We start from the raw sequence: 22,909 nt of genomic DNA, 5'->3' as shown, positions 1-22,909 counted from the left end.
CGCGCGCCGCTAAAGAATTCGCCGAAACTGCCGATGACCCGTCGACAAGCGGTGACGCGTGCGTTCCGCCCCCTCTCTCCCCACTCAGGATCCCGTATGAGATTGACCCAATTGGGCCGGGTGAGCGTCGGTACGCGTCTTGCCGCGCTGGCGTGCGCGCTCGTTGCACTGCTGTTCACCGTTTTCGCGTGGGCGCTCGCCCATTTTGCCGGCCAGCAACTCGCCGACGAGGCGCACGCACGGATCGCCGACAAGGAGCAGTCGATCGGCGCGATGGTCGAACTGTTCGACAAGGCGCTGTCGGCCGAAGCGACGCGTGCGATGACGCTGTTCGCGAGCTTCCTGCCGGCCGACTTCGCGCTCGATCCGGCGCGCACCGTCGACATCGGCGGTGTCGCCGCACCGACGCTGTCCGCCGGCGGCCAGCCGCTCGACCTCGACTATTCGATTCCCGACCAGTTTCTGAAGAAAAGCGGCGCGATCGCGACGATCTTCGCGCGCGACGGCGACGACTTCGTGCGCATCACGACGTCGCTGAAGAAGCAGGACGGCGCGCGCGCGGTCGGCACGAAGCTCGACCGCGCCGGCCCCGCGTACGCGCCGCTGGTCGCCGGGCGCAGCTACACCGGCCTCGCGAAGCTGTTCGGCCGGCCGTACATCACGCAGTACAAACCGGTGACGGACGCGACCGGCCGCGTGATCGGCGCGCTGTTCGTCGGCCTCGACATCGGCGCCGAGCTCAAGCTCGTCGAAGACGGCATCCGCTCGCTGAAAATCGGCGACAACGGCTACTACTTCGTGCTCGATGCATCGCAGGGCCCGTCGCGCGGCGCGTTCGTCGTGCATCCCGACGCGGCAGGCCAACCGGCCGACGGCACGCGCGCGCCCTACGCGCAGATGCTCGCGGCCGGCCAGGGCCGGCTCGCATACACGTCGACCGACCCGGCCGCGCACGACCGCGGGCCGACCGCGAAAGTCGTGTCGTTCACGACGATTCCGCAGTGGCAATGGCTCGTCGGCGGCATCGCGCTCGACGACGAACTGCTCGCCACCATGCGCGCCACCCGCAACCGTTTCCTGATGATCGGCGCCGTGCTCGTCGCGGCGTTCGCGACGCTGTTCGTCATCGTCGTGCGACGCGTCGTGAGCCGGCCGCTGGAAGCCGCCGCACGCGCGTCCGAGCGCTATGCGGCGGGCGACCTCAGCGTGCGTATCCGCGACGGCGCGAACGCGCACGACAGCGCGGGCAACGACGAGATCGGCCGGCTCGTGCAGGCCGTCGACGGGATCGGCGACGGCCTCGCGCGAATCGTCGCGCAGGTGCGCAACAGCGCGGCCGACATCGCGCACGGCACGGTCGGCATCGCGGCCGGCAGCGGCGACATCGCCGCGCGCATCGCGACGCAGGCGAGCAGCGTCGAACAGACGGCCGCGAGCATGGAGCAGATCACCGCCGCCGTGCAGCAGAGCGCCGAGCATGCGGCGCAAGCCAACGCGCTGGTCGCGGACGCGTCGGCCGCCGCGACGAACGGCGACGCCGCGGTGCAGCGGGTGGTCGCGACGATGGACGACATCGGCCGCGCGACGCGCCGGATCGCCGAGATCACCGGCGCGATCGAAGGCATCGCGTTCCAGACCAACATCCTCGCGCTGAACGCGGCCGTCGAGGCCGCCCGCGCGGGCGAACACGGCAAGGGCTTCGCGGTGGTCGCGGCCGAGGTGCGCGCGCTCGCGCAACGCAGCGCGGCCGCGGTCAAGGAGATCGACACGCTGAGCACCGAATCGTCGACGACGGTCGAACAGGGTTACCGGATCGCGGACGCCGCGCGCGGCACGATGCGCGACATCGTCGCGCGGGTCGACCAGGTCCGCACGCTGATCGGCGAGATCAGCGCCGCGTCGCGCGAGCAATCGACCGGCATCGAGCAGGTGAATCTGGCCGTCACGCAGATCGGCGACGCGACGCAGCAGAATGCGAGGCTGATCTCGGATGCCGAGCGCGCGGCCGTCGCGTTGCGCGACCAGGCCGCGCAACTGTCGGAGGCGGTGAGCGTGTTCCGGCTGGCGCGCGGCGCGTAATCTCGTGACGTCGACGCGCGGCGGCGCAAAGCCCGCCGCCTGCTTCTACTTCTTCTCGCCGGCCAGGTCGATCGCCTTGTCCGAGCCGACCGCATGGCGCAACTGGAACTTCTGGATCTTGCCGGTCGACGTCTTCGGCAGCTCGCCGAAGCGCACGGCCTTCGGCACCTTGAAGCCCGCGAGCAGTTGCCGGCAGTGCGCGACGATCTCCTCCTCGGTCGCGCTCGCGCCTTCGCGCAGCTCGACGAACGCGCACGGCACCTCGCCCCATTTCGGGTCGGGCATCGCGACGACGGCCGCCACGGCGACGGCCGGATGGCGGTACAGCGCGTCCTCGACCTCGATGCTCGAGATGTTCTCGCCGCCCGAGATGATGATGTCCTTCTTGCGATCCTTGATCCGGATATAGCCGTCCGGCATCAGCACCGCGAGATCGCCGGTATGGAACCAGCCGCCGTGAAACGCCTCGTCGGTCGCCTTCGGGTTCTTCAGGTAGCCCTTCATGCAGATGTTGCCGCGGAACATGATCTCGCCGAGCGTTTCGCCGTCGGCCGGCACCGGCGTCATCGTGTCGGGATCGAGCACCGTCGCGCCCGCTTCGAGGTGATAGCGCACGCCCTGGCGCGCATTGAGCCGCGCGCGTTCCTCGTCGGACGCCGCGTCCCAGTGCGCCTGCTTCGCGCAGACGGTCGCCGGGCCGTAGACCTCGGTCAGCCCGTACACGTGCAGCAGGTCGAAGCCGATCTCCTTCATCTTCGCGATCACGGCCGGCGCGGGCGCAGCGCCCGCGACCATCGCGTGCACCGTATGGTCGATCCCGTCGCGGAGCTCGGCCGGCGCGTTCGCGATCGCGCTCTGCACGATCGGCGCGCCGCAGTAATGCGTGACGCGCTCGCGACGGATCAGGTCGAACACGGTCTTCGCGTCGAACTTGCGCAGGCACACGTTCACGCCCGCGCGCGCCGCGACGGCCCACGGGAAACACCAGCCGTTGCAGTGGAACATCGGCAGCGTCCACAGATACACCGCGTGCTTCGGCATGTCCCATTCGAGGATGTTGCTGATCGCCGCGAGATACGCGCCGCGATGGTGGTAGACGACACCCTTCGGATCGCCCGTCGTGCCCGACGTGTAGTTCAGCGCGATCGCCTCCCATTCGTCGGCGGGCGGCGTCCATGCGTAGTCGGGGTCGCCGCCGGCGACGAACGCCTCGTAGTCGGTCGCGCCCGCGAAACGGTCGGGATCCGCCGGCATCGCGTCGGCCACGCTGACGATCTTCAGGCCCGGCACCTCGAGCGCCGCGCGACGCGCGACCTCCGCGTATTCGGTGTCGACGATCAGCACCTTCGCCTCGCCGTGACGCAACATGAACAGCACCGACGACACGTCGAGCCGCGTGTTGATCGTGTTCAGCACGGCGCCGGCCATCGGCACGCCGAAGTGCGCCTCGACCATCGCCGGGATGTTCGGCAGCAGCGCCGCGACCGTGTCGCCGCGTGCGACGCCGGCCCGCGCGAGCGCGCTCGCCAATTGCCTGGCCCGCGTATGGGTTTCGCCCCACGTGCGCCGCACGTCGCCGTGCACGATCGCCGTGCGCTCGCCGTAGACTTCGGCCGCGCGGACCAGAAAATCGATCGGCGTGAGCGGGACGTAGTTGGCGTCGCGGCGGCCGAGCCCGGCCTCGAACATCTGCGTCATGATCCTGTCTCCCGTGTTCTGTCGACCGGGGCGCCTGCACCCCGGATCGTTTTGATGTGGTTCAATTGCCGACAGCCTAACGGGCGCTATTGTGAGCCGTCTGTCGTCGAAACGACAGAGTGCCGCTCGAGCGCTGCGCGTTATCCCTATCCTCGCAAACCCGCACCCATGCACGACCACCCCGACGCGGCCGCCGACCCGGCCGATACGCTTCCCGAACCGGGCCCGCTGCCGCCGCTGGCGACGCTGTTCGGCCAGTGCGCGTGGTTCCGCACGCTGGCGCCCGAACACCAGGCGCTCGTGTTGGCCCAGTCGCACGTCGAGCAGTGCGACGCCGGCGACGTGATCGCGCACCGACTCGCGCCGTCCGCATACTGGATCGGCGTCCATCGGGGGCTGCTGAAGCTCGCGATCTTCAACGCGTCGGGACGCGGCTGCACGTTTTCCGGCGTGCCGTCGGGCGGCTGGTTCGGCGAAGGCAGCGTGATCAAGCGCGAGCGGCGCAAGTACGAGGTCGTCGCGATCCAGCGCTCGACCGTGCTGTTCGTGCCGGTCGACACGTTTCACGCGCTGCTCGACACGAGCCTGCCGTTCACGCGCTTCGTGATTCATCAGTTGAACAACCGGATGGGCGAATTCATCGCGTCGATCCAGAACAGCCGGCTGCTCGATGTCGACGCACGGGTCGCGCAGGCGCTCGCACAGCTCTTCAACCCCGCGCTGTACCCGGATACCGGCCCGTCGCTGTCGATCTCGCAGGAGGAACTGGGGATGCTCGTCGGCGTGTCGCGCCAGCGGATCAACCAGGCGCTGCAGCAGCTCGAGAAGCTCGGCGCGTTGCGGCTCGCGTACAACCAGATCGACGTCGTCGATCTCGACGCGCTGGCGCGCTTCGGCATGGAGCAGCTGTGAGCGCCGCCCGATGCGCGAAACCGCCGCCATCGCAACCGCGCATTTCGTCCGCGGAATCGGCCGACGGCCGGCGCGCCCCAACCTGACAATTCAGCCAGTTTCGCGACAGTAACCCGTGCCGGGCCGACGCCTATCATGCGGGTTCCCTTCACCGACGCCCGATCACCGCCTGTTCCGCCGCCTCCATGTGGATCGTCAATCTCGCGCTCAGGCGCCCCTACACGTTCATCGTCATGGCCATCATGATCGTGCTGGCCACCCCGCTTGCGCTGATGCGCACACCGGTCGACGTGCTGCCCGCGATCAACATCCCGGTGATCAGCGTGATCTGGAATTACACCGGCTTCTCCGCGACGGAGATGACGAACCGCATCACGTCCGTGCATGAACGGATCCTGACGACGACCGTCAACAACATCCAGCACGTCGAATCGACGTCGCTGCCCGGCATCGCGGTCGTGAAGGTGTTCCTGCAGCCGGGTGCGAACGTGCAGACGGCGATCGCGCAGACGGTCTCGTCCGCGCAGGCGATCGTGCGGCAGATGCCGCAGGGCGCGACGCCGCCGCTCGTGATCACCTATTCCGCGTCGAGCATTCCGGTGATCCAGCTCGGGCTGTCGAGCAAGACGCTCAGCGAACAGTCGCTCGCCGACATCGCGCTGAACTTCCTGCGCCCGCAACTGATCACGGTGCCGGGCGTGCAGATTCCGTTCCCGTACGGCGGGCGCACGCGCGTGGTCGCGATCGACCTCGATCCGCAGGCGCTGCTCGCGAAGGGCCTGACGCCGGCCGACATCGTCAACGCGGTCAACGCGCAGAACCTCGTGCTGCCGACCGGCACCGCGAAGATGGGCCAGACCGAGTACCGGATCGACACGAACGCGTCGGCCGATACGGTCGCCGACATCAACGACCTGCCGGTCCAGACCGTCAACGGCGCGACGACCTACCTGCGCGAGGTCGCGTCGGTACGCGACGGCTTCGCGCCGCAGACCAACGTCGTGCGCCAGAACGGCCAGCGCGGCGTGCTCATCTCGATCCTGAAAAGCGGCGACGCATCGACGCTCAAGGTCGTGTCGGACCTGAAAGCGCTGCTGCCGAAGGTGATCCCGACGCTGCCCGAGGGGCTCGCGATCACGCCGCTGTTCGACCAGTCGGTGTTCGTCGATGCGGCCGTCCAGGGCGTGATCCACGAGGCGCTGATCGCCGCCGTGCTGACCGCGATGATGATCCTGCTGTTCCTCGGCAACTGGCGCAGCACGCTGATCATCGCGATCTCGATCCCGCTGTCGATCTTCACGTCGCTGATCGCGCTGTCCGCGCTCGGCGAGACCATCAACATCATGACGCTCGGCGGGCTCGCGCTCGCCGTCGGTATTCTCGTCGACGATGCAACCGTCACGATCGAGAACATCGAGCGGCATCTGCATCTCGGCACGCGCCGGGCCGCCCCTAGCGTGCCGAGCAGCCCCCTCGGGGGGCAGCGACCGGAGGGAGCGTGGGGGTCGTCGTTCGGTACTAACCTGCACGACGCGATCCTCGAAGGCGCCGGCGAGATCGCGGTGCCCGCGCTCGTGTCGACGCTGTGCATCTGCATCGTGTTCGTGCCGATGTTCTTTCTGACCGGCGTCGCGCGCTTCCTGTTCGTGCCGCTCGCCGAAGCCGTGGTGTTCGCGATGCTCGCGTCGTACGTGCTGTCGCGCACGCTGGTGCCGACGCTCGCGATGCTGCTGTTCCGCCCGCAGCAGGCGAGCACCGGCTCCGGCCATTCCACGTCGCGCTTCGCACGCATTCATCACGCGTTCAACGCGGCGTTCGAACGGCTGCGCGCGTGGTACATCGTGCTGCTCAGCATCCTGCTCGTGCGCCGCCGCTTTTACGCGCTGTGCTTCCTCGGCTTCTGCGTGGCGTCGACGGGCCTCGTGTTCGTGCTCGGCCGCGACTTCTTCCCGAACGCCGATTCCGGCAACATCCGTCTGCATCTGCGCGCGCCGACCGGCTACCGGATCGAGGAAACCGCACGCCTCGCCGACCAGGTCGAGCGCGTGATCCGCGCCACCGTGCCGCCCGACGAGCTCGGCGCGATCGTCGACAACCTCGGGCTGCCGGTGAGCGGCATCAACCTGTCGTACAGCAACGCCGGCACGATCGGCACGCTCGACGGCGAGCTGCTGATCGCGCTGAAGCCCGGCCACCGCGCGACCGGCCACTACGTGCAGACGCTGCGCACGCTGCTGCCGCAACGCTTCCCGGGCGTCGAGTTCTTCTTCCAGCCGTCGGACATCATCACGCAGATCCTCAACTTCGGGCAGCCGGCCGCGATCGACGTGCAAGTGCTCGGCAACGATCTCGCGAGTAACATGACCATTGCGAGCAACCTGATGAAAAAGATCAGGCAAATCCCCGGCGCCGTCGACGTGCACGTGCTGCAACGCAACGACGAGCCGACCCTGCTGGCCGACATGGACCGTACGCGCATGCAGCAGCTCAATCTCTCCGCCCAGAACGTCGCGCAGAACATGCTGATCTCGCTGTCGGGGAGTTCGCAGACGACGCCGTCGTTCTGGATCAACCCGCGCACCGGCGTCCAGTACCCGCTGCAGATCCAGACCCCGCAATACAACCTCTCGTCGGTCGACGACCTGCTCGGCACGCCGATCTCGGCCAGCGGCCGCACGGGCATGCCGCTGCAACTGCTCGGCAATCTGGTGCAGGTGCGCAGTGCCGCGAACCCGGCCGTGATCACGCACTTCAACATCCGTCCGGCGATCGACGTCTACGTGAGCGTCGAGGGTCGCGATCTCGGCGCGGTCGCGGGCGAGATCGACCGCATCGTCGCGGACGCGCGCGCGACGCTGCCGCGCGGCACCAGCCTCGCGATGCGCGGCCAGATCGAGACGATGCGCACGTCGTATCTCGGCCTCGGCGCGGGCGTCGCGATGGCGATCGTGCTCGTCTATCTGCTGATCGTCGTCAATTTCCAGTCGTGGCTCGACCCGCTGATCATCGTCAGCGCGATGCCGGCCGCGCTCGCCGGCATCGCGTGGATGCTGTTCGTCACGGGCACGCACCTGAGCGTACCCGCGTTGACGGGCGCGATCATGACGGTCGGCGTCGCGACCGCGAACAGCATTCTCGTCGTGTCGTTCGCGCGGCAACGCCTCGCGGACGGCGCGCCGCCGCTCACGGCCGCGCTGGAGGCCGGCGCGACACGGATCCGGCCGGTGCTGATGACGGCGCTCGCGATGATCATCGGGATGGTGCCGATGGCGCTCGGTCTCGGCGAAGGCGCCGAGCAGAACGCGCCGCTCGGCCGCGCGGTGATCGGCGGGCTGCTGTTCGCGACCGTTTCGACCTTGCTGTTCGTGCCGCTCGTGTTCGGCGGCGTGCATACGCGGCTGGCCCGGCGGCGCGCGCGCCGGGCCGGACACTGACTTTCGCCCCACTACCCGGTTGAATTGGTTGAATTCATGGAAGAGAAACATCACAGCGCCGTCGGCATTCAGGTGGACGACCACGGCATGCACCTGCCGGCGCGCGCGTCGGTGTCGCGACGCGCGCGCATCGTCGCGATCGTGATCGGCGTGCTGCTGGCCGCCGGCGCCGCGCGCACGCTCATCGTCAACGGTCTGAACCGCAACCGGCTCGACGCGGTCGCCGAGCAGAACACGCGCCAGTACGTGAGCGTCGCGCATCCGGTCGACGCGGCCACCGGCGGCAAGCTGACGCTGCCCGGCACGCTGCGCGGCTTCGTCGAGGCGCCGATCTATGCGCGCGCGAGCGGCTACGTGCTGCGCTGGCATGCCGACATCGGCGCGCACGTGAAGCAAGGGCAAACGCTCGCCGAACTCGACACCCCGGAACTGAACCAGGAGCTGGCGCAGGCCACCGCGCAGCGCCAGCAGGCGCAAGCCGCGCTCGCGCTCGCGAAGACGTCGTTCGACCGCGCGCAGCAATTGCGCCAGCGCGATGCCGTGTCGCAACAGGAGCTCGACGACCGGCAAGGCGCGTTCAACCAGGGCGCCGCGAACCTCGCCGCGGCCGATGCGAACATGCGCCGCCTCACCGAGCTGAAGGGCTTCCAGCGCATCGTCGCGCCGATCGACGGGATCGTCACGCAGCGCAACGTCGACGTCGGCGATCTCGTCAATGCCGGCAACGCGGGCCGCTCGCTGTTTTCGGTCGTGCAGGCCGACCGGCTGCGGCTGTACGTGCAGGTGCCGCAGGCGTATGCGCAGCAGGTGAAGGTCGGCCAGCACGTGAGCGTCGCGCAGGCCGAGCTGCCCGGGCGAACGTTCGACGGCACGATCACGCGCACGTCCGAGGCGATCGACGTCGCGACGCGTTCGCTGCAGATCGAGATCACGCTGCCGAACCCGGACGGGCGGCTGCTGCCCGGCGCGTACGTGCAGGCGACGCTGCCGATGACGCCGGTCGGCCGCCTGCAGGTGCCGGCCAATACGCTGCTGTTCCGCGCCGAAGGGCCGACGGTCGCGACCGTCGATGCGAACGGCCATGTGCATCTGAAAGCCGTGACCATCGCGCGCACGATCGGGCAGACGCTCGAAGTCGACGGCCCGCTGACGCCGAGCGATCGCCTCGTCGAAAACCCGAGCGACGCGCTCGCGAACGGCGACACGGTCGTCGTGCAGGCGGCGCCGGCCGCGAAGCCGGCATCCGCGGTCGCCGGAGCGAAGTCGTGAGCGCGATGCGCACGCGCCTGTGCCCGGCCGCGATCGGCGCCGTCGCGATCATCGCGGCGGCCGCCCTCGCCGGCTGCACGGTCGGCCCGGATTACCGGCGCCCGGCCGTCGACACGCCGGCCGCGTGGCGGCTCGACCCGGCCGACGCGTACTGGCATCCGGCCGCGCCGGCCCGCGCGCCGCTCGATCCGGACTGGTGGACCGCGTTCGGCGACGCGCAGCTCGACGCGCTGGAAACCGACGCGCTGCGCAACAACCAGAACCTGAAGGCGGTGGCCGCGCGCTACGACCAGGCGAAGGCGACGCTCGCATCGGTGGCGTCCGCGCAATATCCGGCCGTCGGCCTGAACGCGAGCGGCCAGCGCTTCAAGATCTCCGCCGACCGGCCGCAGACCAACTACGCGACGAAGAGCATGTCGACCGTGCAGAACGAGATCCAGGTCGGCGCGGCGGTCAGCTACGAACTCGACCTGTTCGGCCGCGTGCGACGCGGCGTCGAAGCCGCGCAGGCCAGCTCCGAGCAGGCGCGCGACGATTTCGCGAACGCGCGCCTCGTGCTGAGCGCCGATCTCGCGTCGAGCTATTTCGCGTTGCGCGAACTCGACACCGAGATCGACGTGGTCAAGCGCTCGATCGAGCTGCAGCAGAAGGCGCTCGACTACGTGAGCGCGCGCCACGACCTCGGCGCGGTGTCGGGCCTCGATCTGTTGCAGCAGCGCGCGCAGCTCGACGCGACGCGCACGCAGGCACAGCTGCTGATCCAGCAGCGCGCGCAGGTCGAAACCGCGATCGCGACGCTGGTCGGCACGCCGGCCCCCGCCTTCTCGCTGCCGCCGCGCGTGGTGCCGATCAACGCGCCCGCGCTGCCGACCGGCATGCCGAGCGACCTGCTGCAGCGGCGCCCCGACGTCGCGTCGGCCGAGCGCGCGATGGCCGCCGCGAATGCGCAGATCGGCGTCGCGCGCGCCGCGTATTTCCCGCGCATCGCGCTGTCGCCGGACATCGGCTGGGATGCGACGCGCTTCGCGGGCCTGTTCACCGTGCCGGCGCTGCTGTGGTCGGTCGGCGGGTCGCTCAGCCAGCCGCTGTTCGAAGGCGGCAAGCTGAAGGCGGGCGTCGATTTCGCGCAGGCCGGCTACGTGGCCGCGCAGGCCAGCTACCGGCAGACCGTGCTCACCGCGTTCCAGGAGGTGCAAAATGCGGTGACCGGCCTGTCGGTGCTCGCGCAGGCGGCGCAGCAGGCATCCGCGGCCGTCGACGACGCGCGCAAGCTCGTCTCGCTCGCGCAGGACCGTTACGCGGGCGGCCTGACGCCGTTCATCGACGTGCTGACGGCCCAGCAGCAATTGCTGACGAGCGAGCGCCAGGCCGTGCAGATCCAGGGCCAGCGCGCGGCGCTCGTCGTGTTTCTCGCGAAGGCGCTCGGCGGCGGCTGGGACGGCGGTGCGGCGAACGCCCCCGCGCCGTCCGACGTCGCGTCGGCGGCCCCGCAGCGCAGCGCGGGCGTCGGCCCTTGACCCGCCCTTAACCCGGTTACGCGGACAACGAACATGAAAGTACTGATCGTCGAAGACGAACCGAAAGTCGTCGAATACCTGAAGAGCGGCCTGACCGAGGAAGGCTGGGTCGTCGACACCGCGCTCGACGGCGAGGACGGCGCGTGGAAGGCCGTCGAATTCGATTACGACGTGGTCGTGCTCGACGTGATGCTGCCGAAGCTCGACGGCTTCGGCGTGCTGCGTGCGTTGCGCGCGCAGAAGCAGACGCCCGTGATCATGCTGACCGCGCGCGATCGCGTCGACGACCGCGTGCGAGGCTTGCGCGGCGGCGCCGACGACTACCTGACCAAGCCGTTCTCGTTCCTCGAACTGATCGAACGACTGCGGGCGCTCACGCGCCGTGCGCGCGTGCAGGAATCGACGCTGATCTCGATCGGCGACCTGCGCGTCGACCTGATCGGCCGCCGCGCAACCCGCGACGGCGCGCGGCTCGATCTGACCGCTCAGGAATTCCAGTTGCTCGGCGTGCTCGCGCGGCGCAGCGGCGAGGTGCTGTCGAAAACGACCATCGCCGAACTCGTGTGGGACGTGAACTTCGACAGCAACGCGAACGTCGTCGAGACGGCGATCAAGCGCCTGCGCGCGAAACTCGACGGCCCGTTCGCGGACAAGCTGCTGCACACGATCCGCGGCATGGGCTACGTGCTCGAGGCGCGCGAGGAAGGCGACGCGGAGAAGCACGCATGAAACGCTCGATCGCCCTGCGCCTGTCGGCGATGTTCGGCATCGTGTCGCTGCTCGTGTTCACGCTGGTCGGCTGCGGGCTGTTCGTGATGATGGAGCGCCAACTGCTCGCCGAGCTGCGCGCGACGATCGACACGCGCGCGAAGGTCGCGCAGATGATCGTGTCGCACGCGACCACGGCCGCGCGCGGCCGCCTGATGCAGGAAAAACTCGCCGACCTCGAACCGCCCGACGGATCGACGCGCTATCAGGTCGACAGCCCCGACGCCGATTTCCGCTTCGGTCATCCGGTCGACGGCGTGCCCGACGGCAAACCGTTCGGCGCGTTCCAACAGTACGCGCTCAACAACAGCAGCTACAACGTGATGACGAAGACCGTCGCGATCGCGGGCAGCGGCGAGCGTCCGGACGTGAAGCTGATCGTCGCGTCGTCGTGCGAGCGCACCCAGCGGATGCTGCGCCGTTTCGTGTGGACGCTGGCCGCGCTGATCGCGACGGCCACCGCCGTCACGCTGCTGCTGAGCCGCGCGGTCGCGCGCTTCGGGCTCGCGCCGCTCGACCGGCTGTCGCAGGACGCGGCGAGCGTGAGCGCGACGAACCGCCGCCAGCGGCTGCACACCGACGCGCTGCCGACCGAGCTGCGCGATCTCGCGACGTCGTTCAACGGCGCGCTCGAACGGATCCAGCAAACCTACGCACGGCTCGAAGCGTTCAACGCGGACGTCGCGCACGAATTGCGTACGCCGATCAGCATCCTGATCGGCCAGACCCAGGTCGCGCTGACGAGCCGCGACCGCTCGGTCGAGCGGATGCGCCAGACGCTGCAGTCGAACCTCGAGGAATTCGAGCGGCTGCGCGTGATCATCAACGACATGCTGTTCCTGTCGCGCAGCGACCGCGGCGAACGCGCGACCGACCTGAAGGACGTGTCGCTCGCCGACGAGGTGCGGCGCATGCTCGACTTCCTCGAAATCCCGCTCGACGAGGCGCAATTGCGCGCCGAACTGCACGGCGATGCGCGCGCGGCCGTCGATCCGTCGCTGTTCCGCCGCGCGATGACGAACCTGCTGATCAACGCGATCCAGCATTCGGCGCCGGGCGCGACGCTGAACGTGACGATCACGCGCCGCGACACGCTCGTCGAGATGGCCGTGTCGAACCCCGGCGAGCCGATCGACCCGGTGCGGCGCTCGCACGTGTTCGAGCGCTTCTACCGGCTCGAGGAAGCGCGCGCGAACAGCAAGGAAAACCACGGGCTCGGGCTGTCGATCGTCAAGGCCGTGGCCGAGATGCACGGCGGCGGCGTGTTCGTCGCGTGCTCGGGCGGCGTCAATACGTTCGGCTTCTCGGTGTCGACGCAGCCCTGGTCGGGCGGGTCGCCGCGGCCGGCCGACGTCGTCGGCCCGACCGGTCCCCCCGATTCGGCCGATCCGCGCGGCGCGCGGCCGGCGCACGTGCCGCGCGCGTTGCACTGACGGCGGCCGCGCGCCGCCGAGGGCAGTTTTCTTCAATACGGGCCGACGCGGCGCCCGTAGTCTCGATGCGACTTTCGACATGTCGCATGGAGACACCTGATGAGCATGCTGGTTTCGATGGCCGCGTTCGCGCTCGCCTCGTCGATCACCCCCGGTCCCGTCAACATCGTCGCGCTCAGCGCGGGCGCCCGCCATGGCCTCGGCACGAGCCTGCGCTACGCGGCCGGCGCGACGCTCGGCTTCGTCGCGCTGTTCCTGCTGATCGGCCTCGGCCTGCACGCGGCGCTCGCGCGCTGGCCGATGCTCACGACGGCCACGCAGTGGTCGGGCATCGCGTTCCTGCTGTACATGGCGCTGCGGCTCGCGCTCGACGACGGCCGACTGTCGGCCGAGCCGGACGTGGCCGGCCCGTCGGCCGCGGCAGGCGCGGCGATGCAGTGGCTCAACCCGAAGGCATGGCTCGCGTGCGTGGCCGCGATGGGTGCGTATGCGGCCGACGGCGATCGCGCGCTGATCTGGCAGTTCGCCGCGCTGTATCTGGTGATCTGCTTCGCATCGATCGCATGCTGGGGTTATGCGGGCGCATCGCTGCGGCACCGGCTCGCGAACGCGCGACGCATGCGCGTGTTCAACCGGCTGATGGCGTTGCTGCTCGCGGGCAGTGCGCTGTTTCTACTCGACGTGTAGCCGGCTAGCCGCAGCTGCGTTCAGCGCATGGCGCTGCGGTACTGCCCCGGCGTCGCGGCCGCGATCCGCCGGAATGCGCGCTGGAAATGCGCCTGGTCCGCAAAGCCGGCGTCGAGCGCGACTTCGGCGATCGGCCGGCCGCGGCGCAGTTCGGTGCGGCCGTACTGCACGCGCCGATCGATCAGGAACGCGTGCGGCGTCATCCCGTAACGCGCATTGAACGCGCGGATCAGGTACGACGGCGACAGGTCGGCCGCCGCGCAGATCGCATCGAGCGTGACGGCCTCGCGGCAATGGGCGGCGATGTAGTCGGCCGCGCGCGCGAGCTTCGCGTTGTCGTCGCCCGGCCGCGAATCGGGCAGCTCGCGATCGAGCGCGCCGTGCAGCGCCGTGAAGAATTCGACCGCCGCGCTCTCCTTGCCGAGCGCGTCGATGCCGGGCGACACGAGCGTGCGGTAGAAGCCGCCAAATTGCGCGAACAGATCGCCGCGCTCAGTCAACTTCGGCGAAAACCCGTGAAAATCGCGATTCGGATCGCGGCCCAGCGCGTGCTGCAGGCGCGCGAGCCACGGCACGTCGACATAGACCATCCGGTACGCCCACGCGTCGGGGCCGTACGGGTTGCATGCGTGCACCTGCTCCGGATCGATGATCACGAGCACGCCGCGCCCGACGTGTGCGTTCGTCGCACCGTTCACGTACGTGCTCGTGCCGCCGACGATCGCGCCCACCGAAAACGTGTCGTGCGTGTGCTTCGCGTAGCAGATCGCGCGCCCGTCGTCGACGGTGCGCGCCTCGATGAACGGCAGCGCGGTATCGCGCCAGAACGGCGACGGTACGGCGGATCGGTTGGCAATGCGGCTCACGCGGCGGGCTCCCGGGTCGGACGACGAACGCTCACCGTACAAGACTGTGCAGCGTCGCGCAACCGCCCCGCCGGCTTCGACGTTCGGCGCGATTGCACGCGCGAAACCGATCGCGGCACAATCCTGCCCCGCCGAAGCATCGACACAAGATGCGGAGCATGTCGCGCTGACGCGATAACAGCCCCCGCCCTCGCTTGCAGGCATGCCGCCTGCTCGGGCGCGCGAGCCGAGAGGATCGGCTTCGCATCGACGCCGCGGACATGCTCGCGACATGGCCGATCGACCGGAATTTGCCTAAGCTTTGAATTCCGTCCGCCGCGGCACGCGCGGCGGTTCCCGTTCACTCTTCCCCCGTCACGCTCATGCAGATCGATCTGAAAGGCAAGACCGCGGTCGTCACCGCTTCCACCGCCGGCATCGGATTCGCGATCGCCGAAGGGCTCGCGCGCGCCGGCGCGCACGTCGTCGTCAACGGCCGCAGCGATGCGTCGGTGCAGTCCGCGCTCGAGACACTGCGCGACGCCGTGCCCGGCGCGCGCTTCGACGGCGTCGCCGCCGACCTGTCCGACGCGGCCGGCGTCGCGCGCGTCACGCAGCACACGCCGGACGCCGACATTCTCGTCAACAATGCGGGCATCTACGGCCTGAAGGCGTTCTTCGACATCGACGACGCCGAATGGGAACATTATTTCCAGATCAACGTGATGTCCGGCGTGCGGCTCGCGCGGCATTACCTGAAAGGAATGATCGAACGCAATGCCGGGCGCATCGTGTTCATTTCGTCGGAATCGGGCCTGAACATCCCCGTCGACATGATTCATTACGGGTTCACGAAAACCGCGCAGTTGTCGATCGCTCGCGGCCTCGCGAAGCTCGCGGCCGGAACCCGCGTGACCGTCAATTCGGTGCTGCCGGGGCCGACGATGTCGGAAGGCGTGCGCGCAATGCTGAAGGCGCAGGCCGACGAAACGGGCCGCAGCATCGACGACGTTGCCGTGGAATTCGTGCGCAGCGAGCGCGCGAGCTCGATCATCCGGCGACCGGCGACGACGGAGGAAGTCGCGAACCTGGTCGTGTACGTCTGCTCGCCGCAGGCGTCGGCGACGACCGGCGCGGCGTTGCGCGTCGACGGCGGCGTGGTCGACACGATAGCGTGACGGCAGCATGGCGCGCTCGCACTCGCGCGGCGCGCGGCCGCCGCCCTATCGCGACGCGCTCTTGCCCGCCTGAAGCGCGCCCTTGCGATCGGCGTCCATGCAGGTATCGAAGCCGTACTGCGTGACGACGCCGGCCTTGTCGAACACGACGAAGTACGGCCGGTGATCGTTGCCGTGCTCGATGAAGTAGTTGTAGCAGACGCCGCTGCCGTTGCGAACCATCCAGACGCTGCGCGGGTTGCCGGCGGCGCGGACGACGTCGGCGCGCGTCGCGCCGTGCCGCGACGCGGCCCGTGCAAGCGGCGTGCGCGAATACGAGAACGGCAGCCACGAGTCGAACCACGCACAGCCATGCAACATCAGGCAGCTGGCGGCCAGGGACAGCGTCGCTGCGGGACGGGACATCGAAATCAATCGCATGCTCGGGAAATCTGCTGCGCCGTACCGGCGTGATCGAAAGCCCCATGCTACTCGACCTTTGGGTCCGGATCGAAAAGAAATGTAGAGATCTTTATCCGGATCTCTGCATTTGCGCCTTCGCGACGGCCGAATCGTCATCGATCGTCGCAGACGATGCGCGCGCATCCATCCCGCTGCACCGGTACAGCAGCCCCCATGCAGCGGCATGCGCGATCAGGCAATCCATTCGGTCCACAGCATCGTCAGCACCGTCATCAGCGCAGGCCCGACGAACAGCCCGATCAGGCCGAACGTCTCGGCGCCGCCCAGGATGCCGAACAGCACGAGCAGGAACGGTAGCCGCGTCGACCCGCCGATCAGCACCGGCCGCACGAAATGCTCGGCGACGAACACGACGACGAACCCGAGCACCGCCACCACGACGGCCCACATGGTTGCCCCTTGCACGAACAGCCAGAGCGCCGCGCCGCAGAACACGACCGGCGCGCAGAACGGCAGCATCGCGGCGACCGCCGTGACGAGCCCGAGCAGCGCCGCGTGCGGCACGCCGGCGAGCGCATAGGCGACGCCGAGCAACGCGCCCTCGCCGAGCCCGACGACGACGAGCCCGGTCACCGTGCCGTACACGGCCGCAACCATGCGCTCGATCAGTTCCGCGCCGTTGCGCCCGAACGCGCGCCGCGCGCCCTGCAGCAGCGCGCCCGACAGCTTGTGGCCGGCGCGCAGGATCACGAACAGCGTGACGAGCATGAAACCGAATTCGAGCAGCACATGCGCGAGCTTCGTGCCGAATTGCCGGCCGAACGCGAGGAATTTCTCGCCGTTGACGCCATGCATCGCGGTGGCCGCATGCAGCGGATGGCCGAGATTGGCCTGCCACCATTCGGTGATCTGCGCGGCGCCGTACGGCAACCGACCGACCACGTCAGGCAGCGGAATGCCGTTGTCCTGGATCGTGCGCAGCCACTCGCGCAGGTCGTGCGCCTGCGCGATCGCCTGGGCCGTCGCGACGGCCACCGGCAGCACGACGAGCAGCGAAATCGCCGCCGTGATGACGGTCGCGATCAACGTCGGCCGATCGCGGAACAGCCGGTGCGATTCGAAGCGTTTCAGCAGCGGCCACATCGCGATCGCGATCACGCAGGCCCATGCGATGGCGGGGATGAAGTCGCGGATCACCCACAGCGCGAGCACCAGCAGCGCCGCATACAGCGCGACGCGGGCGATCTGCTGCGCGCGCGGCCGCGCGGCGGAATCGTGAGACGACGGGACATGTGCGCCCATGGCACCTCTGTCGAAATGAAAAAAATGGCGGCTCGCCCAGGCAACCGGCCTGGACGAACCGCCATTCTATCCATCGGCGCCGGATCGGCGGCCCGCGCGATGCGCGGGCCGCCCGGCGCGACGTCGACGCGCCCCGCTCAGGCGGCCTTGTCGGCGATCCGGTAGCGCTCGAGCCAGTGCGCGTACGGCGCGGGCAGCGTCCACGACGGACGCTCGACGCCGAGCTGCTTGGCCGCGTAGTACGGCCAGTGCGGGTCGGCCAGGTGCGCGCGGCCGACCATCACGAGATCGAGCTGCGCTTGCTCGATCACGCGGTTCGCCAGTTGCGGCGTGTCGATTCCCCACGCGGACGACACCGGCAGTCCGGCCTCGCGACGCACGCGCTCGGCGATCGGCGCGAGAAACGCCGGCCCCCATGGAATCTGCGCGGCAGGCGTCGAGAAGCCGATCGACACGCTCAGCATGTCGAGCCCTTCCCGCTTCATCCGCTGCGTGAGCGCGATCGACTCGGCGAGCGTCTCTTCGTCGCGGCCGTCGTATTCGATCACGCCCAGGCGCGCGGTCAGCGGCAGATGCTCGGGCCAGACCTTGCGAACGGCCGCGAGCGTGTCGACGAGAAAGCGGCCGCGGTTTTCGGCCGAACCGCCGTATTCGTCGGCGCGCTGGTTCGAATGCGCCGAGAAGAAGCTCTGGCCGAGATAGCCGTGCGCGAAGTGCAATTCGAGCCATTCGAAACCGAGGTCGCGCGCACGCCGCGCCGCGGCGACGAAGTCGGCCTGCACGCGGGCGATGTCGTCGTGCGTCATTTCGCGCGGCACCTTCGGCAGGTGCGCACCGAACGGCACCGCCGACGGCGCGATGGTCTGCCAGCCGCGCGGATCGCCGTCGGCGATATGGTCGTCGCCTTCCCACGGACGGTTCGCGCTCGCCTTGCGGCCTGCATGCGCGATCTGGATGCCGGGCACCGCGCCGGCCGCCTTGATCGCCGCGACCGACGGCGCGAACGCGTCGGCCTGCGCGTCGTTCCACAACCCCGCGCAGCCCGGCGTGATGCGCCCTTCCGGCGACACGGCCGTCGCCTCCGCGATCACGAGGCCCGCGCCGCCGCGCGCGATGCCAGCCAGATGCACGTGATGCCAGTCGTTGACGACGCCGTCCTCGGCGACGTACTGGCACATCGGCGGCACCGCGATGCGGTTGCGCAGCGTGACATCCTTGAGTTTGAACGGTTCGAACAGGGCAGACATCCACGACTCCTTTGCTGGGTTCTACGAAAACGGTTGGGAATGCGCGGTGCGGGGCGCACCGCGCCACGATGCGGGCCGCCGGCGGGCCGGCTGCGCCCGGCGACGGCAACGAAGCGGCGCCGGCCCGGCCGGCGCCATGTGCTTAGCGGTGGCCGAGCTTCGCGAGCAGCGCCTCGGCCGCGGGCGCCGACGACGCGGGGTTCTGCCCGGTGATCAGCAGCCCGTCGGTGACGACATGCGGCGCCCAGTCGGCGCTGCGCTCGAATGCCGCGCCGTTGGTCTTCAGCATGTCCTCGACGAGGAACGGCACGACTTCGGTCAGCTCGACGGCCGCTTCCTCGCTGTTGGTGAAACCCGTCGCGCGCTTGCCGCGCACGACCGACTCGCCGGTCTGCGGGTTCTTCACGTGACGCAGTACGCCCGGTGCGTGGCAGACCGCCGCGACCGGCTTGCCGGCCGCGAGCATGCGCTCGATCAGGCCGATCGAATGCAGATCCTCAGCGAGATCCCACAGCGGGCCGTGGCCGCCCGGGTAGAACACGGCGTCGTAGTCGTCCGCCGACACCTCGGCCAGCTTGCGCGTCGACGCGAGTTCGGCCTTGGCTGCCGCATCGGCGTCGAAGCGGCGCGTCGCGTCAGTCTGGGCGGCCGGATCGCTGCTCTTCGGGTCGAGCGGCGGCTGGCCGCCCTTCGGCGATGCGAGCGTCAGCTCGATGCCCGCATCCTTGAACGTGTAGTACGGCGCGGCCAGTTCCTCGAGCCAGAAGCCGGTTTTCTTGCCGGTGTCGCCAAGCGCGTCGTGCGAGGTCAGGACAACCAGAATCTTCATGATCGGACACTCCTTCGAAAATGAACGGGGAACGGGGCCCACGTCGGCACGGCGCGCCTGTCGGTTAGTCAGCCAGCAGGCGGCAACGTGCGATCCATTCGTCCGCATGCGATATACGCCTATTAGACCAGTCGTCTAGAAGCAGCCGAAATAAAATGACGGCGTCCCGCTGCATGAACCTGCCAGGAACGTCGCCGCATTCACGAGGACGGATGATATCTCCGGATTAGACCGGTCGTCTAGAAGAACGCGTATTCGCCCCTGCCATCGTCATGGCTTTTTCGACGGGGCGCGCAGTCCGACATCGCGATCGCCGCCCGCCGCCCTGCCGTGGCGCCGGCCACCGCCGGCTATCCGCGCAACGGACCGTCCGTATCGCCCGCTTCGATTGCCGGCGCTTCGAGCCGCTGATCGCACACGCCGTCGTCCAGCAGCCGCAGCATCAGTTCCGCCAGCGTGCGTCCCGATGCATGCCCGGTCGGCTGCATGACCGCCGTGACACGGTACGGATGCGCGATATCCGGCGGCACGCCGTCATAGACGATCAGCGACATGTCCGCGCCCAGGCGCAATCCGCTGTCGACCAGCGCGCGAAACGCGCCGCCGCCCGCGATGTTGTTGTCGACCAGCAGCGCGGTCGGCGGCTCGGCGTGCGCGAGCAACGCCCGCGCCGCCTGCAGCCCGCCGTCGTGCGTAAACGGGCACTCGACGAGCAGTGCCGGCTGCGTGTCGATACCGGCTTCGCGCAATGCCGACAGATAACCGGCGCGCCGCTGCGCGGCGAAATTCAGCGTCAGCGGCGCGCTGATCATCGCGATGCGCCGATGCCCGAAGCCGATCAACCGGCGCACCGCGTCGCGCGCGCCCGCCTCGTTGTCGAAGTCGAACCACGCACACGGGCCGGCCGCCTGCGTGCGGCCGTACGCGACGTACGGAAACGCGCTCGCCCGCAGGTACGCGATACGCGGGTCGTCCACCAGCGTGCGCGCGACGATCAGCCCGTCGACGAGCTTGCCGTCGACGATGCGCCGATAGGTGTCCAGTTCCGCGTTCGGTCGCGCCGACGCGATGATGAAATCGAGATTGCGCTCGGCGAGCCGCTCGGTGATGCCCGCGACGACTTCGCCGAACCGCGGATCGCCGAGATCGCCGGCGCCGAACGGGTAGACGATCCCGATCATGTCGGCCCGGCCGGTCGCGAGCCGGCGCGCGGTCGGATCGGCCACGTAGCCCATTTCCCGCGCGGCTTTCGCCACGCGCTCGCGCGTCGCCTCGCTGACGTCGTCGTAGCCGTTCAACGCACGGCTGACCGTCGTCCGCGACAGCCCGAGCGCGTCCGACAGCGCCTTCAGATTCACCTTCCCCGTCACCGTCATCCCTCGCAGTCGCCGATCCGCCCGGCCGCCCGAACACTCGGACGCACCGACCGGGTAATTATTTCCATTGGGTAATGATTACCGTCAAATAAATATCTTTTGCGTTCCAAACCGGTTTGAAATAGCATCCAAACCGGTTTGGACATCGATGCCCACTCAGCCGTTCACTTTCAACTATCCAGGAAACGACGACGAGATGACATACTTTCCCCTTTTCCGCCCGACCGCGGCCAAACGTTTGCTGCTCGCTGGCGGCGCACTCGCCGCCTTCGCGTCCGTCGCGCACGCGCAGTCCAGCGGCACGGGCGCGCCGATGCCCACACCCCATACGCAGCAGGCCTACGATCCCGAAGGCAATTTCACGATGCGCTGGACGCGGGCGGACATCCGCCAGATCGTCGCGCAATCGCATACCGCCGGCGCCGACAGGAATTCGCTGCCGCAAGCGCTGACGATGCCGGACATCCCGCAGGATTTCCCGCTGATCAACTCGAACGTGTGGGTATGGGACACGTGGCCGCTGGCCGACCTGCGCGCGAACCAGCTCAGCTACAAGGGCTGGGAGGTGATCTTCTCGCTCACCGCCGATCCGCACGCCGGCTACACGTTCGACGACCGTCACGTCCACGCCCGCATCGGCTTCTTCTATCGCCGCGCCGGCATCCCCGCGTCGCAACGCCCGGCGAACGGCGGCTGGACCTGGGGCGGCCACCTGTTCCCGGACGGTGCGAGCGTCAAGGTGTTCGGCACCGCGCCGATGACCAACAACGCCGAATGGTCGGGCTCCGCGCGCCTCACCAACGGCGACAACGTCAGCCTCTACTACACCGCGACGTCGTTCAACCGCTCGGCCCCCGGCGGCGCCGACATCACGCCGCCGCAGGCGATCATCACGCGCGCCGACGGCCACATCCACGCCGACGACAAGCACGTGTGGTTCACCGGCTTCGACGATCACAAGGCGCTGCTGGAACCGGACGGCAACTACTACCAGACCGGCCAGCAGAATACCTACTTCTCGTTCCGCGATCCGTTCGTGTTCACCGATCCCGCCCATCCGGGCAAGACCTACATGGTGTTCGAAGGCAATACCGGCGGCCCGCGCGGCGCCCGCACCTGCACCGAGGCCGATCTCGGCTATGCGCCGAACGATCCGAACCGGGAAGATCTCAACGCGGTGATGAATTCGGGCGCAGTGTATCAAAAGGCCAACGTCGGCCTTGCGGTCGCGACGAATCCGCAACTGACCCAGTGGAAGTTCCTGCCGCCGATCCTGTCGGCGAACTGCGTCGACGACCAGACCGAGCGTCCGCAGATCTATCTGAAGGACGGCAAGTACTACCTGTTCACGATCAGCCACCGCACGACGATGGCGGCCGGCGTCGACGGCCCGGACGGCGTGTACGGCTTCGTCGGCAACGGCATCCGCAGCGACTTCCTGCCGCTGAACGGCGGCAGCGGCCTCGTGCTGGGCAACCCGACCGACTTCTCCGCGCCGGCCGGCGCACCGTATTCGCAGGACCCGAACCAGAACCCGCGCGAATTCCAGTCGTATTCGCACTACGTGATGCCGGGCGGGCTCGTCGAGTCGTTCATCGATGCGATCGGCCCGCGCCGCGGCGGCACGCTCGCGCCGACGGTGAAGGTCAACATCAACGGCACGTCGACGGCGGTCGACCGCACGTACGGACGCGGCGGCCTCGGCGGCTACGGCGACATCCCGGCGAACCTGCCGGCGACGGGCGCCGGCCACGACGGCGGCCCGGGCACCCGTCCGTAACGGCGGCGGCAATCAGGACAACCAACGATAACGATCGTCTCTGAAGGCACGAGGTTCAGGAGGCGCGTATCGCGCGTGTCGCGTGTGCGCCTCCTCTTTTTTATTTCGATTTTTCTTTCGACCATCGCGCATGCCGCCGTTGCAGCCGGCCTG

General features: G+C 68.8%; 17 protein-coding genes. 10 read left to right on the top strand and 7 right to left on the bottom strand.

What is annotated here, in order from left to right; all coding sequences use genetic code 11:
• Positions 1 to 96 precede the first annotated feature (96 nt).
• On the top strand, positions 97 to 2,079 hold the full coding sequence (locus WS96_RS07370) for a methyl-accepting chemotaxis protein (RefSeq protein WP_034204907.1): 1,983 nt from the start codon (positions 97 to 99) through the stop codon (positions 2,077 to 2,079).
• A 45-nt stretch (positions 2,080 to 2,124) separates the two neighbouring features.
• Here WS96_RS07370 and WS96_RS07365 read toward each other — a convergent pair whose 3' ends face one another.
• Complete coding sequence (locus tag WS96_RS07365; protein ID WP_059831538.1) at positions 2,125 to 3,777, bottom strand: acyl-CoA synthetase; 1,653 nt, start codon at positions 3,775 to 3,777, stop codon at positions 2,125 to 2,127.
• Between the two features lie 168 nt (positions 3,778 to 3,945).
• Between WS96_RS07365 and WS96_RS07360 the strand changes: the two genes are divergently transcribed.
• From WS96_RS07360 to WS96_RS07330, 7 genes are all read left to right on the top strand, one after another.
• Positions 3,946 to 4,689, top strand: a complete 744-nt coding sequence (locus WS96_RS07360) for a Crp/Fnr family transcriptional regulator (protein WP_059831536.1) — start codon at positions 3,946 to 3,948, stop codon at positions 4,687 to 4,689.
• Between the two features lie 185 nt (positions 4,690 to 4,874).
• Positions 4,875 to 8,123: an efflux RND transporter permease subunit gene (locus WS96_RS07355; protein ID WP_059831535.1), complete on the top strand. Its 3,249-nt coding sequence runs from the start codon at positions 4,875 to 4,877 to the stop codon at positions 8,121 to 8,123.
• 36 nt (positions 8,124 to 8,159) lie between these two features.
• Positions 8,160 to 9,392, top strand: a complete 1,233-nt coding sequence (locus WS96_RS07350; RefSeq protein ID WP_059831533.1) for an efflux RND transporter periplasmic adaptor subunit — start codon at positions 8,160 to 8,162, stop codon at positions 9,390 to 9,392.
• 5 nt (positions 9,393 to 9,397) lie between these two features.
• Complete coding sequence (locus tag WS96_RS07345; RefSeq protein WP_059831670.1) at positions 9,398 to 10,909, top strand: efflux transporter outer membrane subunit; 1,512 nt, start codon at positions 9,398 to 9,400, stop codon at positions 10,907 to 10,909.
• Between the two features lie 33 nt (positions 10,910 to 10,942).
• The gene (locus WS96_RS07340) at positions 10,943 to 11,638 is read left to right on the top strand and encodes a heavy metal response regulator transcription factor (protein ID WP_059831532.1); all 696 of its coding nucleotides are present in this window, start codon (positions 10,943 to 10,945) and stop codon (positions 11,636 to 11,638) included.
• Entirely contained in the window at positions 11,635 to 13,110 is a 1,476-nt protein-coding gene (locus WS96_RS07335) for a heavy metal sensor histidine kinase (protein WP_059831530.1), read from the top strand. Before WS96_RS07340 ends, WS96_RS07335 begins: the two co-directional genes overlap by 4 nt.
• 99 nt (positions 13,111 to 13,209) lie before the next feature.
• Positions 13,210 to 13,797, top strand: a complete 588-nt coding sequence (locus WS96_RS07330) for a LysE family translocator (protein ID WP_059831529.1) — start codon at positions 13,210 to 13,212, stop codon at positions 13,795 to 13,797.
• Between the two features lie 20 nt (positions 13,798 to 13,817).
• On the opposite strand, the gene WS96_RS07325 is transcribed toward WS96_RS07330, so the two are convergent.
• A complete protein-coding gene (locus tag WS96_RS07325) occupies positions 13,818 to 14,663 on the bottom strand; it encodes an AraC family transcriptional regulator (protein WP_059822495.1) in 846 nt (281 codons plus the stop codon).
• A gap of 362 nt (positions 14,664 to 15,025) precedes the next feature.
• Between WS96_RS07325 and WS96_RS07320 the strand changes: the two genes are divergently transcribed.
• The gene (locus WS96_RS07320; protein WP_059831528.1) at positions 15,026 to 15,820 is read left to right on the top strand and encodes an SDR family NAD(P)-dependent oxidoreductase; all 795 of its coding nucleotides are present in this window, start codon (positions 15,026 to 15,028) and stop codon (positions 15,818 to 15,820) included.
• 45 nt (positions 15,821 to 15,865) lie between these two features.
• Here the strand turns inward: WS96_RS07320 and WS96_RS07315 are convergent, their stop codons facing one another.
• From WS96_RS07315 to WS96_RS07295, 5 genes are all read right to left on the bottom strand, one after another.
• The gene (locus tag WS96_RS07315; protein WP_034204917.1) at positions 15,866 to 16,240 is read right to left on the bottom strand and encodes a hypothetical protein; all 375 of its coding nucleotides are present in this window, start codon (positions 16,238 to 16,240) and stop codon (positions 15,866 to 15,868) included.
• A 213-nt stretch (positions 16,241 to 16,453) separates the two neighbouring features.
• Positions 16,454 to 17,524 (bottom strand): AI-2E family transporter, encoded by a 1,071-nt coding sequence (locus WS96_RS07310; RefSeq protein WP_059831526.1) that lies wholly within the window; start codon positions 17,522 to 17,524, stop codon positions 16,454 to 16,456.
• Positions 17,525 to 17,661: 137 nt separating this feature from the next.
• The gene (locus WS96_RS07305; protein ID WP_059831524.1) at positions 17,662 to 18,771 is read right to left on the bottom strand and encodes an NADH:flavin oxidoreductase/NADH oxidase; all 1,110 of its coding nucleotides are present in this window, start codon (positions 18,769 to 18,771) and stop codon (positions 17,662 to 17,664) included.
• A gap of 142 nt (positions 18,772 to 18,913) precedes the next feature.
• On the bottom strand, positions 18,914 to 19,600 hold the full coding sequence (locus WS96_RS07300; protein ID WP_059831522.1) for a type 1 glutamine amidotransferase domain-containing protein: 687 nt from the start codon (positions 19,598 to 19,600) through the stop codon (positions 18,914 to 18,916).
• Positions 19,601 to 19,950: 350 nt separating this feature from the next.
• Positions 19,951 to 20,976, bottom strand: coding sequence for a substrate-binding domain-containing protein (locus WS96_RS07295; protein ID WP_059831520.1), 1,026 nt, complete (start codon positions 20,974 to 20,976; stop codon positions 19,951 to 19,953).
• A gap of 196 nt (positions 20,977 to 21,172) precedes the next feature.
• Between WS96_RS07295 and WS96_RS07290 the strand changes: the two genes are divergently transcribed.
• Positions 21,173 to 22,756 (top strand): glycoside hydrolase family 68 protein, encoded by a 1,584-nt coding sequence (locus WS96_RS07290; protein ID WP_059822503.1) that lies wholly within the window; start codon positions 21,173 to 21,175, stop codon positions 22,754 to 22,756.
• Positions 22,757 to 22,909 lie beyond the last annotated feature (153 nt).

Source organism: Burkholderia sp. MSMB1835, from assembly GCF_001526365.1.
Lineage (GTDB): Bacteria > Pseudomonadota > Gammaproteobacteria > Burkholderiales > Burkholderiaceae > Burkholderia.
Note: the sequence above shows the minus strand (reverse complement) of the source record. Positions and strands in the feature narration are given on the sequence as shown.

Bases quoted from the DNA above. Each gene is read 5' to 3' on its own strand.
- WS96_RS07370 (WP_034204907.1), top strand. From the start codon at position 97: ATGAGATTGACCCAATTGGGCCGGGTGAGCGTCGGTACGCGTCTTGCC.
- WS96_RS07365 (WP_059831538.1), bottom strand. From the start codon at position 3,777: ATGACGCAGATGTTCGAGGCCGGGCTCGGCCGCCGCGACGCCAACTAC.
- WS96_RS07360 (WP_059831536.1), top strand. From the start codon at position 3,946: ATGCACGACCACCCCGACGCGGCCGCCGACCCGGCCGATACGCTTCCC.
- WS96_RS07355 (WP_059831535.1), top strand. From the start codon at position 4,875: ATGTGGATCGTCAATCTCGCGCTCAGGCGCCCCTACACGTTCATCGTC.
- WS96_RS07350 (WP_059831533.1), top strand. From the start codon at position 8,160: ATGGAAGAGAAACATCACAGCGCCGTCGGCATTCAGGTGGACGACCAC.
- WS96_RS07345 (WP_059831670.1), top strand. From the start codon at position 9,398: ATGCGCACGCGCCTGTGCCCGGCCGCGATCGGCGCCGTCGCGATCATC.
- WS96_RS07340 (WP_059831532.1), top strand. From the start codon at position 10,943: ATGAAAGTACTGATCGTCGAAGACGAACCGAAAGTCGTCGAATACCTG.
- WS96_RS07335 (WP_059831530.1), top strand. From the start codon at position 11,635: ATGAAACGCTCGATCGCCCTGCGCCTGTCGGCGATGTTCGGCATCGTG.
- WS96_RS07330 (WP_059831529.1), top strand. From the start codon at position 13,210: ATGAGCATGCTGGTTTCGATGGCCGCGTTCGCGCTCGCCTCGTCGATC.
- WS96_RS07320 (WP_059831528.1), top strand. From the start codon at position 15,026: ATGCAGATCGATCTGAAAGGCAAGACCGCGGTCGTCACCGCTTCCACC.
- WS96_RS07315 (WP_034204917.1), bottom strand. From the start codon at position 16,240: ATGCGATTGATTTCGATGTCCCGTCCCGCAGCGACGCTGTCCCTGGCC.
- WS96_RS07310 (WP_059831526.1), bottom strand. From the start codon at position 17,524: ATGGGCGCACATGTCCCGTCGTCTCACGATTCCGCCGCGCGGCCGCGC.
- WS96_RS07305 (WP_059831524.1), bottom strand. From the start codon at position 18,771: ATGTCTGCCCTGTTCGAACCGTTCAAACTCAAGGATGTCACGCTGCGC.
- WS96_RS07300 (WP_059831522.1), bottom strand. From the start codon at position 19,600: ATGAAGATTCTGGTTGTCCTGACCTCGCACGACGCGCTTGGCGACACC.
- WS96_RS07295 (WP_059831520.1), bottom strand. From the start codon at position 20,976: ATGACGGTGACGGGGAAGGTGAATCTGAAGGCGCTGTCGGACGCGCTC.
- WS96_RS07290 (WP_059822503.1), top strand. From the start codon at position 21,173: ATGACATACTTTCCCCTTTTCCGCCCGACCGCGGCCAAACGTTTGCTG.